General features: G+C 72.5%; 8 protein-coding genes. 4 read left to right on the top strand and 4 right to left on the bottom strand.

All coding sequences use genetic code 11. The annotated features are described in order from the left end of the window. Positions 1 to 395: 395 nt before the first annotated feature. Positions 396 to 962, bottom strand: coding sequence for a MarR family winged helix-turn-helix transcriptional regulator (locus BFF77_RS19565; protein WP_066951460.1), 567 nt, complete (start codon positions 960 to 962; stop codon positions 396 to 398). A gap of 159 nt (positions 963 to 1,121) precedes the next feature. Between BFF77_RS19565 and BFF77_RS19560 the strand changes: the two genes are divergently transcribed. Beyond that, a complete protein-coding gene (locus BFF77_RS19560) occupies positions 1,122 to 2,417 on the top strand; it encodes an MFS transporter (RefSeq protein ID WP_066951458.1) in 1,296 nt (431 codons plus the stop codon). A gap of 117 nt (positions 2,418 to 2,534) precedes the next feature. Here the strand turns inward: BFF77_RS19560 and BFF77_RS19555 are convergent, their stop codons facing one another. Then, positions 2,535 to 4,157, bottom strand: a complete 1,623-nt coding sequence (locus BFF77_RS19555) for an ATP-binding SpoIIE family protein phosphatase (protein ID WP_066951455.1) — start codon at positions 4,155 to 4,157, stop codon at positions 2,535 to 2,537. Positions 4,158 to 4,448: 291 nt separating this feature from the next. After that, entirely contained in the window at positions 4,449 to 5,828 is a 1,380-nt protein-coding gene (locus BFF77_RS19550) for an NAD(P)/FAD-dependent oxidoreductase (RefSeq protein ID WP_066951453.1), read from the bottom strand. A gap of 334 nt (positions 5,829 to 6,162) precedes the next feature. Between BFF77_RS19550 and BFF77_RS19545 the strand changes: the two genes are divergently transcribed. Both BFF77_RS19545 and BFF77_RS19540 read left to right on the top strand, forming a co-directional pair. After that, on the top strand, positions 6,163 to 6,912 hold the full coding sequence (locus BFF77_RS19545; RefSeq protein ID WP_066951450.1) for a TetR/AcrR family transcriptional regulator: 750 nt from the start codon (positions 6,163 to 6,165) through the stop codon (positions 6,910 to 6,912). 388 nt (positions 6,913 to 7,300) lie between these two features. After that, entirely contained in the window at positions 7,301 to 9,514 is a 2,214-nt protein-coding gene (locus tag BFF77_RS19540; protein ID WP_066951446.1) for a sigma-70 family RNA polymerase sigma factor, read from the top strand. A gap of 31 nt (positions 9,515 to 9,545) precedes the next feature. On the opposite strand, the gene BFF77_RS19535 is transcribed toward BFF77_RS19540, so the two are convergent. Further along, entirely contained in the window at positions 9,546 to 11,726 is a 2,181-nt protein-coding gene (locus tag BFF77_RS19535; RefSeq protein WP_066951445.1) for an asparagine synthase-related protein, read from the bottom strand. 630 nt (positions 11,727 to 12,356) lie between these two features. Between BFF77_RS19535 and BFF77_RS19530 the strand changes: the two genes are divergently transcribed. Continuing rightward, a partial coding sequence (locus BFF77_RS19530) for an NsdA family TPR-like regulatory protein (RefSeq protein WP_066951442.1) occupies positions 12,357 to 13,421 on the top strand: 1,065 nt, incomplete at its 3' end.

The following is a 13,421-nucleotide window of genomic DNA, read 5'->3' as shown; positions in this document are numbered from 1 at the left end:
GCATTTCCCTTCGATCCTGCTATTTTACTTGTCCTGCTGTCCTGCTTGTTTTACCGTCTTGCTGTTCTGCTTGTCTTGCTGTCCTGCGTTTCCGACTCTATCAGATCCTTTCGGGCCTGATTCCCGGTCAGAGCGGGTTGCCTTCCCGGCCCTTCGGCCGTTCCGACGTCCCGAACTCTAGCGGATTTCCCGGGCGACTCATAATCGGGCCTTCGAAATGTATTTCGGCATGCCGAAATACATCCCGGCCGGGAGATCGTGCTGAGTTGGGGTGCCGCTGCTGCGGCATAAGTGATTGTCGCGGATCCGTGCCGGGCCCGTGACAACTCGAAGAACCTTACGGATCGGCCTGGGGTGTGTCAAACGAACCTCACACCCCTCCCGACACTCCGGTCCTAGCCCAGGTCCGTCAGCCGTCCTCCGGCGTCCGGCTGGGCGTGTTCCACTCGGCGCAGCAGGCGGATCAGCATCTCGCCGAGGCCCCGGCGTTCGTCGACGGAGAGGTCCTGGAGCAGGTCCTCCTCGAATCGCGAGGCCATACGCATCGCCTCCAGCCACTTCGTACGGCCCTCGTCCGTCAGCTCCACGATGACCCGGACCCGGTTGTTCTCGTCGCGGTCGCGCGTGACCAGACCGTCGCCGGCCATGCGGTCGATGCGGTGGGTCATGGCGGCCGGAGTGAGTCCCAGGCGCTTGGCGAGCTCCCCCGGGCCCAGCCGGTAGGGCGCTCCCGAGACCACCAGGGTCTTCAGGACCTCCCACTCGGCGTTGCTGATGCCCAGCTCGGCGAGGTGGCGGCCGTACGAGACGTTCATCCGGCGATTGAGCCGGCCCAGCGCCGAGACGACCTGTTCGACCTGTGGGTCGAGGTCGTGGAACTCCCGCTGGTAGGCGGCGATCTGCTCGTCGAGGCTCGGTTCCTGGGGACCCGGTGGGCCGGGTTTCTCGGAGGTGTCTGGCATCGGGGCAGTATCCCACGGAACTCCGTTGGCATCGAAGTCCTTCGGTGTGTATTGTTGAGGTCCTAACTTTAGCTTCGAAGTCTTCAAGCTTGAGTGTCTTCCCCGTACTTCTTCTTCGTACTTCTTCTTCGGTCTTCCGATCTTCTGAGGCAGGTGAGTGTGACCAGGGCGACGGGCGCTGCGATGCGCCGGATCCAGGCAGGGAACGCGCTGAGTGCGTTCGGGCTCGGGTTCACAGTTCCGTATCTCTATGTGTATGTCGCCCAGGTCAGGAACCTGGGCGCGAGTACGGCCGGTGCCGTGCTGGCGGTCTTCGCCCTGGCCGCGCTGGTCGTCCTGCCGTTCACCGGGCGGGTCATCGACCGGCGTGGGCCGCTGCCCGTGCTGGTGACGGGCGCGGTGCTGGCGTCCATGGGGGCGTTCGCCATGGGGCTGTCGTGGAGCGTCACGACGGCCGTCCTGTCCGCCGCGCTGCTGGGCGCCGGGACCGCCGTCATGCAGCCCGCGCTGGCCACGATGATCGTGTGGTGCTCCACCCCGTCGACGCGGACCCGGGCCTTCGCCACCCAGTTCTTCCTGGCGAACCTGGGGCTCGGGGTCGGCGGGCTGATCGGCGGGCAGATCGTCGACGCGAGCCGGCCGGGCACGTTCACGCTGCTCTTCTGTGTCGAGGCCGTGATGTTCCTCGTACTGGCGGCCATCGCGGCCACGGTCCGGCTGCCCCGGCCGGCCGCGGTCACGGTCGCGGTCAAGAACGCCAGGGGCGGCGGGCTGCGGACGATGCTCGGGCATCGCGCCATGGTCCAGCTCTGCGTGCTCGGGTTCGTCGTGTTCTTCGCGTGTTACGGGCAGTTCGAGTCGGGGCTCGCCGCGTACGGCACCGAGGCCGCCGGGATCGATCCGTCGACGCTCGGGATCGCGCTGGCCGCGAACACCGCCGTGATCGTCGTCGCGCAGTTCGTCGTTCTGCGCCTGGTGGAGCGGCGCAGGCGCAGCCGGGTGATCGCGGTGGTCGGGCTGATCTGGGCGTTCGCCTGGCTGGTCGCGGGGTTCGCCGGGCTCGGTCATGGCAGCCGGACGATGGCGACGGCCGCGCTCATCTCCACGTACGCACTGTTCGGGCTCGGCGAGGCGATGCTGTCGCCGACCGTGGCGCCGCTGGTCGCCGATCTGGCGCCGGAGTCGATGGTCGGGCAGTACAACTCGGCGTTCGCCCTGGTCAAGCAGCTCGCGCTGGCGGTCGGACCCGCGGTGGGCGGGCCGATGGGGGCCACGCTGCACGGTCCGTACATCGTGACGTTCGTTCTGTTCTCGCTGGGCATCAGCGTGCTGGCGCTGCGGCTGGGCAGGCGGCTCACGCCCGTACAGGATCAGCCGTCGCTCGTGTCGGCCTCGCGTCTGGTCGCCCGGCACCGGCCGGAGGCCGCCGAGCAGGTGCCGGCCTCGGTCGGCTGAGCCCTTCCGGTACGCCGGTCCTGTCCGCCCTCCCCGGACAGCGGTCCCGTGCGTACGCGCCACTCCGGTCCCGTACGCACTCCGGTCCCTTACACACCACCGGTCGTCCCGTACGCGTCAGTGCGGCAGCGCGAATTCGCACCAGACGGCCTTTCCGCCGCCCGGGGTACGGCGTGAGCCCCAGGACGAGGCGATCGTCGCGATGATCGAGATGCCGCGGCCCGCCTCGTCCGCCGGTTCCGCCCTGCGCCGGCGGGGCAGGTGCTCGTCGCCGTCCGTCACCTCGATGATCAGCCGGCGGTCGGTGCGCCGGAGTCTGAGCCGCATGGGCGGAGTGCCGTGCTGGAGGGAGTTCGCCACCAGTTCGCTGGTGGCGAGCACGCCCAGATCGCACAGCTCGACCGGGAAGCGCCAGGAGGCGAGAACGCCCGTGGCGAAGGCGCGGGCGCGCGGAGCCGCCTCGACACCGCCGAGCAGATCGAGCGCCGCGTTGTGGAACAGCTCCGCGTCCGGGCCCGTACGGGAGGGGTACTGGAGGACGAGCACGGCGACGTCGTCGTCATGGTCGGCGGTGACGCCGAGCGAGCGGATCAGCCGGTCGCAGACGACCTGCGGTGAGCCCTGCGCGCCGGCCAGGGCGCGCTCCAGGGAGGCGACGCCCTCGTCGATGTCCTCGCCGCGGCGCTCGACCAGACCGTCCGTGTAGAGAACGGCGGTGGAACCGGGCGCGAGCGGGATCGTGCCCGAGCTGTGGAGCCAGCCGCCGGTGCCGAGCGGCGGGCCCGTGGGATCCTCGGCGCGCCGGACCGTACCGTCCTCCGCGCGCACCAGGATCGGCAGATGGCCGGCGGAGGCGTAGACGAGCCGGCCCTCGTTCGGGTCGTGGACGGCGTAGACACAGGTGGCGATCTGGCTGGCGTCGATCTCGGCGGCGAGTCCGTCGAGGAGCTGGAGCACCTCGTGCGGCGGCAGGTCGAGCCGGGCGTAGGCGCGGACGGCGGTACGGAGCTGGCCCATGACGGCCGCCGCGCGGACACCCCGGCCCATGACATCGCCGATGACCAGTGCCGTGCGTCCGGCGCCGAGCGTGATCACGTCGTACCAGTCGCCGCCGACCGCGGCGTCCTCGCCGCCCGGCTGGTACGTGGCGGCGACCCGCAGATCGTCCGGCTGCTCCAACTCCTGCGGGAGGAGCGAGCGCTGGAGGGTGACGGCGGTCTTGCGGTGTCTGCGCTCACTGGTGCGCAGCCGCTCGGCCGCCTCGGCGTGGGCGGTGACATCGGCGGCGAAGACGAGCACGCCGCCGGTGCCCCGGCAGTCGACGGGCGTGCAGGTGACGGTGTACGAGCCCTCGCCCACGACCTGGACCTTGCGGGACTTGACCGTGCGGGGCTTGCCGCTGCGCAGCACCTGGTCCAGCAGCGGGAGCAGTCCCAGTTCGGCGAGTTCGGGGCAGCTCTCGGCCGCGGCGGTGCCGGGTGCGCGCGGGCCGAAGGCCGTGGCGTACGCGTCGTTCACGTAGGCGACCCGGTGCTCCGGGCCGTACACGAGGGCGACGAGCGCGGGCAGCCCGCCGAGGATCTCGCCGACGGAGAGGTCTTCGAGGGCGGGGGCGTCCGTCGTCGGGTGGGGCCGTTGTTCGTACTCGGCACGGGCCGCGGGCACGGAACCGCGGCCGGTCCGCGCGGCGGCGCGGCGCTGCGTACCGGGGAGGCGGGCGCTCCAACGCGTGAAGTTCACGGATTCTCAGGCCTCATGGTGTCGTGTAACTGTTCGTCTTGGCCGGGCTGGTCGGGCCTGGCGGTTCGTCGGGGCCGGTTGCGCCGAGCGGGCCGGATCACTCTGTGCAGATGTGAACCCACCTATGGTCACACGTCCGGTGTGGCCGGGCGCACGGACAGGGGCGTCGGCCGTGTTCGGGTCGTACTCGGGTCGTTGACGCCGGCTGTGCCCGGCCGTGGTCGGCCGTGCGCCGCCGTTCCGTACGGTCCTAGCGTCCGCGGCGTCCTGGGGACGGTGACGTGGGTGACATCACGTGTCCTTGGGTCGTTCGCCGCCCGCGGCGAGTTCGAACTCGGCACGCGGGTGTTCCAGCGAGCCGAGCGAGACGATCTCCCGTTTGAAGAGCCCGGATAGGGTCCATTCCGCGAGGACGCGGGCCTTCCTGTTGAAGGTCGGGACACGGCTGAGGTGGTACACGCGGTGCATCAGCCAGGCCGGAAAGCCTTTGAGCTTACGGCCGTAGATGTGCGCCACACCCTTGTGGAGGCCCAGGGACGCAACCGAACCCGCGTACGCGTGACGGTAGTCCTGAAGAGGCTCACCGCGCAGCGAAGCGAGAATGTTCGCGGCGAGAACTCCTGCCTGGCGCACGGCGTGCTGTGCGTTGGGCGCGCACTCCTTGCCCGGCTCGTCGGCCGTCAGGTCGGGCACGGCCGCCGCGTCACCGGCCGACCACGCGTGCTCGGCGCCGTCCACGGAGAGCCTGGCCGTACATCGCAGCCGGCCGCGCGCGTCGAGCGGCAGATCGCTGGCGGCCAGGATCGGATGCGGCTTGACCCCGGCGGTCCAGACGACGGTACGGGTGGGGAAGCGGGCGCCGTCGCTCAGCACGGCGACGCGGTCCTCGCAGGAGTCGAGGCGGGTGTCGAGCCGTACGTCGATGTTGCGGGCGCGCAGTTCGCGTACGGCGTAGACGCCCATCTCGGCGCCGACTTCGGGCAGGATGCGGCCGGTGGCCTCGACGAGGATCCACTTCAGGTCGTCGGCCTTGATGTTGTGGTAGTACCGCGAGGCGTAGCGGGCCATGTCCTCCAGTTCGGCGAGGGCCTCGACGCCCGCGTAACCGCCGCCCACGAAAACGAAGGTGAGGGCGGCGTCGCGGATGGCGGGATCGCGGGTGGAGGAGGCGATGTCCATCTGCTCGATGACATGGTTGCGCAGGCCGATGGCCTCCTCGACGGTCTTGAAGCCGATGCCGTGTTCGGCGAGGCCGGGGACCGGGAGGGTACGGGAGACGGAGCCGGGCGCGAGGACGAGTTCGTCGTAGGTGATCTCGACGGTGCCGGTGCCGTCCTCCTCGGAGGCGAGGGTCTTGAGGGTGGCCGTGCGCCTGGCGTGGTCGATGGCCGTGGCCTCGCCGATGATGATCGTGCATTTCTCCAGCACACGGCGGAGCGGAACCACGACATGGCGTGGCGAGATGTTCCCCGCCGCCGCTTCGGGCAGGAACGGCTGATATGTCATATAGGGCTCGGGAGAGACCACGATGATCTCGGCCTCGCCGTTCTTCAGCTTCCGCTGGAGGCGCAGCGCCGTGTACATCCCGACGTAGCCGCCGCCGACAACCAGAATGCGCGCACCGGGCGTGGGTGCGGGGGTCGTTCCCGGGGAGATCTCAGCCTTCACCATCCCATGACGCAACGGGGTCCGGTGTTTGTCCACAGCCACGACAGATTGTGTGACCGGAGGCCGTCAGCGGCCCCGGACGGGCAAAACCGCAGGTATTGGCGGAGGAACGCAGGTCAGCGGGGGCGCCGGGGGTGGTGGGCGCCGGATGAATCAGGCATCTTCCGGTCCTTGCTCCGATCGGGGGGCGCTCCGTGCGGAACTACCCTCTTCTGAATTGACCCGGGCTCAACTATGTTCGTACCTCGTCGGCGTGTCCGGTCCGTGACTGGGTCCGCACGCTCGGCTGTCGAGGCGGGGGTCTCCGGGGGGAGACATCATTACCGGGGGAACGGTTATGCACATTCAGGATTCGCATTGGCAGACTGCCGTCGTCACGGACGGCGACGGACGGGCGGGGACGGGCGGGACGGCCCGCTCGGCACCGTTAAGGGTGGACGCACAGCGCAATCTGGAGCATGTACTGCGCGCGGCTCGCGAGGTGTTCGGCGAGCTGGGGTACGGGGCTCCGATGGAGGATGTGGCGCGGCGGGCCCGGGTCGGGGTCGGCACGGTGTACCGGCGGTTCCCCAGCAAGGACGTGCTGGTGCGGCGGATAGCCGAGGAGGAGACCTCCCGGCTGACCGACCAGGCGCGTACGGCGCTGGGCCAGGAGGAGGAGCCCTGGTCGGCGCTCTCCCGCTTTCTGCGTACGTCGGTCGCCTCGGGCGCGGGACGGCTGCTTCCGCCGCATGTGCTGCGGGTGGGCGTGGACGTCGAGGACGTGTCGGCGGGCCGGGGCGGACAGGACGAGGCGCGGGTGCCGCAGCAGCGGCAGGCCGGCGCGCCCGATCTGCGGGTGATCGGCCATCAGCTGTCGCCGGAGGAGCTGGACGATCCGGGCGCGATGGAGCTGCTGGAGGTCGTCGGGCAGCTCGTGGAGCGGGCGCGGGCCGCGGGTGAGCTGCGCGGCGATGTGTCCGTCGCGGATGTACTGCTGGTGATAGCCACCGCCGCGCCGTCGTTGCCGGACGCGGCGCAGCAGGCGGCGGCTTCGGCACGGCTGCTGGACATTCTGCTGGAGGGGCTGCGGTCGCGGCCGGTGTAGCGGGCGGTGCGGGCGGGCGGTGACCGGGGGCGGTCGTCGCGGGCGGCGGTCGCGGGGCGGTCGTCGCGGGCGGCGGGCCGGTTCGTTTCTTCGCCGCGGGCCGGGTGGCCGCGCAGCGGCTCGGTTCCGGTCCGGTCCGCCGTCCGCCGTCCTCCGGCCGCCGTTCTCTGCTCCGCTCGGGCCGGGCCGGCCGTCTTCGAACTGACTTGGCGGTAAACGCCGTTGAGGCTTCCCCGAACGAGTGAACGTTCATGCGGGACCCGGGGAAACATCCCCGGATGAGTGGTTGCCCGGCGCGAAGGGCCGGGCATCGCGGTGCTCTGTGGCACTCTGTCCCGGTGTTGGGGTCAGAGGGAGCGTTCAGAGGGCGCGTACGGGGGCTTCCGCGATGAGCGGTGACGGACGGGACGAGCCGCTCGGTGGCGGTGGTGCCGACGGCGACACGGAACCCGGCGGAGCGGCTCGGCGACAGGTGCCGAGCCAGGGCGGGCCCAAGGAGGTGCCGGGTCCGGTGGTGCCCGGCGGCCGGGTGCCGCGTCCCTCGACCGGTTCACGCTCCGGGGCGGGCGACGCGGAGAGCTGTGTGCCGCAGCAGCGCGAACGCCTCGGCGGTGTGTCCCCGTCCCTCTCCCCGCGCCTTCCCCCGCCACCGGCCCCGGCCTCGGCTCCCTCCGCGTCCTCGGCTGCCTCTTCGTCTGCCGCCGCGTCCTCGTCCCCGGCCGATCCGGCGGACACCGTCGAGCTGCCCGTGGCCGGTGTGGCCGAAGTGGCCGATCAGGAGACGGCCGCGGCGCCTTCGTCGGACGCCGATCTGATCCAGCGGATGCGGGACGGCGACGACAGCGCGTACGAGGAACTGTTCCGCCGGCACGCGCCCGCGGTGCGCCGCTATGCCCGTACGTGCTGCCGTGACACGCACACGGCCGACGATCTGACGGCCGAGGTGTTCGCCCGTACCTTGCAGGCGGTCCGGGGCGGAGCCGGGCCGGAGCAGGCGGTGCGCGCCTATCTGCTGACGACCGTACGGCGGGTGGCCGCTTCCTGGACGAAGTCCGCGAAGCGGGAGCAACTGGTCGAGGACTTCGCGGTGTTCGCGGCGCAGGCGGTCCGCTCGTCCGAGGTCTCGGACGCGGACACCCTCGATCTGGGCGCGGACGTGCTCGCGATGCACGAGGCCGAGCAGTCCATGGCCATGCGGGCCTTCCGCAGTCTGCCCGAGCGCTGGCAGGCGGTGCTCTGGCACACCACGGTCGAGGAGGAGTCGCCGAGCGAGGTCGCACCGCTGTTCGGGCTGAGCGCCAATGCCACGGCGGTACTGGCCAGTCGGGCGCGCGAGGGGCTCAAGCAGGCCTACTTGCAGGCCCATGTGAACGCCGCGCTGACCTCGGGCGGCGACTGCGCCCGGTACGCGGACCGGCTCGGCGCGTACGCCCGGGGCGGTCTGCGGACGCGCGCGGAGCGCGGGCTGCGCAAGCATCTGGAGGAGTGCGCCAAGTGCCGTCTGGCCGCCGGTGAACTGGCCCATGTCAATTCCGCGATCCCGGCGCTGCTGCCGGTCGCGGTGATCGGCTGGTTCGCGGCGGGCTACGCGCTCAAGGCCGCCGGGATCGTGGCGGGCGGCGCCGTGGGCGCGGCGGGAGCGGGCGCCGCAGCGGCGGCCACGGGTTCCGGCGCGGCGGCGGGAACGGGAACGGCGGCGGGTGCGGCAGCAGGTGCGGGCGCGGCCTCGGGCGGCGCGGCGAGCGGGGCGGCCTCCGGCGGGGCCGCCGTGTCCGAGGGGCTCGGCGCGCCCGCGAAGGCCGGTATCGCCGGGCTGGTGGCCGTCGCCGCGGCGGCCGGGCTGGTGTACGCGCTGGTGAACGACGCGCAGCCGGAACAGCCGCCCCAGGCCAGGCCGCCGGTCGCGCGGCCCGCCGTACCGCCGGAGCCGGTGCCCTCGCCTCCGTCGCCCCGGCCCCCCGCGCCGAAGCCCGCGCCCGCCGCGCAGAAGCCGAAGCCGACAGCGGAGCCGAAGCCGGCGCCCTCGGCGAAACCGGTGCGGACACCGAGGCCCGCCCCCGCCAGGCCGGCACCCGACAAGCCCGCGCCGCCGGTGCCGACCAAGGCGCCGGCGCCGCCCGTACCGCCCGCACCGAAGCCCACGCCGAGCCCGAAGCCGCCACCCCCTCCGGCGGACTATCAGGTGAACCAGTTGTCGTACGACCTCTTCGGTGACAAGACCAAGCCCGAGGTGCGGCTCGTCGGAAGCAGCTGGTTGTGGCAGCGCTCGGACCTGTCCATCGGCGGCACCCGGTACGCGCACGGTGTGACGACGCACGCGTCGTCGTCGGTCGTCATCGATCTCAACCGGAGCTGTGCCACCTACGCGGCCCTGGTCGGCGTGGACGATCTGACGCGGAGGCTCGGTTCGGTGCGCTTCTCCCTGTACGGGGACGGCGAACGGCTCTGGCGCTCGCCCGTGCTGCGCGGGGGCGACCCGGCCGTACCCGTACAGGTGGGCATCGCGGGACGCAGGACGATCCGGCTGGTGGTCGAGCCGCACCGGCCGCTCGGCGCGGTGGCGCTCGCCGACTGGGCGCAGTCCCGGATCAGCTGCCTCTGAGGCGCCCCGGCGGCGCGGCCGGTTCGCGCGCCTACTGGTGCAGCGTCGGCCTCGGCACCACCACGCCCGCCACCGCGCGCTGGCGCGGCGCCGCCGTACCCGTCCAGCAGGTGCCCCGCCGGGACAGCAGGCGCCGCAGCCACAGCTCGGTGGAGACCAGATCGGCGAGCCCGTCGAGCGGTACGGGCTCGCCCTCGGCCGCCGCGCGCAGCGCCTTGCGTACGACACGTGCCTCGATCAGGCCCGCGTCGGCCAGCAGGGGCGCGTCGAAGAGGCTGATCAGCTCGCCGACGGCGGTACGCAGCCCCGCGCGCGTGGCGGCGGCGGAACCCGCCCGGGACGTCGCGCCCCAGCCGGGCGGAAGGTCGTGGATCCCGGCTCCGGCCAGGACCGTACGCAGGATCTCCGCGCGGGCGCCCGGCTGGACGCGCAGTGCCTCGGGCAGCTCGCGGCAGGCCCGTACCACCTGGTTGTCGAGGAAGGGCGCGTGCAGCCGCTGGCTGCGGATCTCCGCGGCCTGTTCGAAGACGCGGTGGTCCGCCGCGTGCCGGGCCAGCGCGGCGCGGGCGCGGGCCTCCCCGGGACGCTGCACGGAGGTGGGCCGGATCGCCGCCGCCGACAGCCGAACCGATACTTCCGCGAGTGCCTCTCCCGTCAGCCAGCGCGCGGCCGGGCCGGGCCGCGACCAGGTGAGAGCGGCCAGCGAGGCGCCCAGCGGGCCGTTCGCGGACGCGGACAGCACCGCCCTGTTGGCCTGCGGAAGCCGGGCCGCCGCCTCTTCGAGGCCGGTGCGGTACGGCGTACGGGCCAGCCGCCGCGCCGCGCGGTACACGGTGAGCGGGATGAACAGCGAGGCGGGCGAGGGCCCTTCGGCCCTGGCGAGCGCGGTCACCGGATGCAGCAGATGGCGTCTGCGCCGGTCGAGCAGCAGATCCGCCAGGCGTGCGGGATGCGCGTCGAGCACCTCGCGGGCGCCGTCCCCGGTGAAGTGGTCGGCGCTGCCCGCGGCCAGCCGGCGCCGGTGGCGTCCCGCCGTGACCAGCGAGGGCCCCGGCTCGTCCGTGAGCGGGCCTTCCAGATCGGCGTACGGCAGGGCCTCCTCGCCCGCCGCGACGACCACGTGGTGCAGCCGGGGATTGGCGGCGATCAGCCGCGCACGTTCCAGTTCGGCCTCGTCGCGGCTGCCGGTGGCCAGGTCGTTGAAGGTGACGGCGAGCAGCCGCTCCCCCGCGCCGGTGCCGTGCCCGAGGACCGTGCCGGGCGCGCCCGGCAGCCCGGCGGCGAGCAGCGCGAGCGTGCCCGACGCGCTGCCGCCGGAGAGATCGGCGCCGATGCCGGGGACCGGTCCCCCGCGCGCGGCGCGCCGTTCGGCGGGCCCCATACCGGGCACGGGCCCCGGATCGGGCGGCATGGTCTCGGGCGCGTGGCGCGGGGCCATGAGCCGGGCCCGTACGGCCTCCACGAGGGCGTCCCGTACGCCCTCCACCGCACGGTCCGGGTCCCGCTGGGGCCCGGCGACGGCGAGGGAGGCGACCGGCTCGTACCCGGTGATCTCACGCGATCCCTCGCGCAGGACCAGCGCGTGTCCGGGCGGGATGCGTTTGACGCCGTCGTACGGGGTGGAGTCGCGCAGCGCCTCCGGGGTCTCGGGGCAGGCGAGGAGCGCGGCGAGATGCCCGATGTCGAGCTGGGCCTCGATGAGATCGGCGAGCGGCAGGGCGGCGGTGGCGTACGCGGTGCCGCCCGCCCAGGGCGTGTAGAAGACGGGCCTGGCGCCGGCCAGATCGCCCGCGACCATGATCCGGCGGCCGATCTGGGCGACCGCCGTGTAACTGCCCGGCCAGGCGGTGAGATGGCGCAGCGCGCCGCCGCGCGCGGCGAACAGCCCGACGCGCAGCTCCTCGTCGCCGGCCGCGCAGCAGCCCAGGACGGCCAGCCTGGTGAAGGGGTCGACGCTGACGATCCTTATCTCGTCGGGGCGCCAGTCGCCCACGGCCCACAGCGGATCCGGGTCGCCCCACAGGAGCTGGGAGCCGACGGGATGCACGCCGCGGCCCTCGTGGTCCTCGCCGACCGACCCCGCGGAACCGACGGACCCCGCGTGACCGACCGGACCGCCGGACCCTCCGGAACCGCCTGCTCCGGCCGAACCATTGGTTACGGCCGAGCCGAAGCGCGCGGCGATACTGCTCCATCCCACCAACCAGCGCATCGCCGCCTCCACAGCCTGTGGACAAGTCGAGAAGTAGGCTCAAGAGCCCACAGAGTAGGCTGAACAACCCACTCCGAGCAGCCCGAAACCGAAGCCGTTCGGGAACATGCTGCCACGACAACAGCGCACAGGAGGGCCTACGGGAGCACGCGTGGAAATGCGAATGCGCCCCTGGCATTGGCCGTTTGGCGCGGAAACGGCGCTTCGGGAGCGCTTCCTCGACAGACGTGTTTCAGCCAAACTCCGGGCTCCGCACGGCACTTCAGCACCGGCACACGCTCAGTCCGGGAGGCGTTCGCCGCCTCCCGGACTGATCCACCGCCCGCGGGGATTGGGGCGGCGGTATCCCCCAGCCCACTGGTTCCAGTACGCAGTGGGCCGACCCACGCAGGTCTCATGGAAGCGCTCCCGCTCCCGCCGGGCCAAGAGCGCACGGCCGGGCGCACGCTACACACCCGGAGCACGGCGTGCCGCTCGGGGCCCGGACGCCCGGACGGAGCACGGACAACAATCCCGCCATACGGAACTCCGCCCCTTAACGGTCGGGATGTGGCGAACTACGCTGGGTTTACGAATGCCGCGCGCCTATGCCGCGGACGCGGCGGCCGTCTGTGTGTCGAGGGGTGACGCATGTCCAGGGAGCTACGCGGGCCGAACGAAAAGCTCGGCACCGTTCTCGCCCTCGCGGGAATCAGCAACGCCGGCCTCGCCCGGCGGGTCAACGACCTCGGGGCGCAGCGCGGTCTGACACTTCGCTACGACAAGACCTCCGTGGCGCGATGGGTCTCGAAGGGGATGGTTCCGCAGGGTGCGGCGCCCCATCTCATCGCAGCGGCCATCGGAGCCAAACTGGGACGTCCTGTCCCACTCCATGAGATCGGCCTCGCGGACGCGGATCCGGCCCCCGAGGTCGGGCTGGCCTTCCCGCGCGACGTGGGTGAGGCCGTGCGCGCGGCGACGGAGCTGTACCGGCTGGACCTGGCGGGCCGCCGCGCGGGCAGCGGCGGCATCTGGCAGTCCCTGGCCGGATCCTTCGCAGTGAGCGCTTACGCGACGCCCGCCTCCCGGTGGCTGATAACCCCCGCCGACTCCTCGGTCGCCAGGGAACCGGCGGTCGCGGAGGCGGCGCAGGGAGCGCACGGCGGGGGCGGTCAGGGCCCCGGCCAGGGCTCCGACCCGTCGGGCGAGGTCTCACCGCTGCGCGTGGGCCACAGCGATGTGGCCAAGCTGCGCGAGGCGGCGTCCGACGCCAGACGGTGGGACTCCAAGTACGGCGGCGGGGACTGGCGTTCGTCGATGGTGCCCGAGTGCCTGCGGGTCGACGCGGCACCGCTGCTCCTCGGCGCGTACAGCGACGAGGTGGGCCGGGGGCTCTTCGGGGCCACCGCCGAGCTGACCCGGCTGGCCGGCTGGATGGCCTTCGACACGGGACAGCAGGAGGCCGCCCAGCGCTACTACATCCAGGCGCTGCGGCTGGCGCGCGCCGCCGCCGACGTACCGCTGGGCGGCTATGTGCTCGCCTCCATGTCCCTCCAGGCGACCTATCGCGGCTTCGCGGACGAGGGCGTGGACCTCGCGCAGGCCGCGCTGGAGCGCAACCGCGGTCTCGCCACCGCCCGCACGATGAGCTTCTTCCGGCTGGTGGAGGCCCGCGCGCACGCGAAGGCGGGGGACGCGGTGGCGGCCGGGGCGGCT

It is taken from the genome of Streptomyces lushanensis (assembly GCF_001700515.1).
Classification (GTDB): Bacteria; Actinomycetota; Actinomycetes; order Streptomycetales; family Streptomycetaceae; genus Streptomyces; species Streptomyces lushanensis.
The sequence above is the reverse complement of the archived record's forward strand: the minus strand, read 5'-3'. Positions and strand labels throughout refer to the sequence as shown.

What these genes read in the sequence shown, in the direction of transcription:
- BFF77_RS19565 (WP_066951460.1), bottom strand. Translation starts at nt 962, where the DNA reads ATGCCAGACACCTCCGAGAAACCCGGCCCACCGGGTCCCCAGGAACCG.
- BFF77_RS19545 (WP_066951450.1), top strand. Translation starts at nt 6,163, where the DNA reads ATGCACATTCAGGATTCGCATTGGCAGACTGCCGTCGTCACGGACGGC.
- BFF77_RS19540 (WP_066951446.1), top strand. Translation starts at nt 7,301, where the DNA reads ATGAGCGGTGACGGACGGGACGAGCCGCTCGGTGGCGGTGGTGCCGAC.
- BFF77_RS19550 (WP_066951453.1), bottom strand. Translation starts at nt 5,828, where the DNA reads ATGGTGAAGGCTGAGATCTCCCCGGGAACGACCCCCGCACCCACGCCC.
- BFF77_RS19535 (WP_066951445.1), bottom strand. Translation starts at nt 11,726, where the DNA reads ATGCGCTGGTTGGTGGGATGGAGCAGTATCGCCGCGCGCTTCGGCTCG.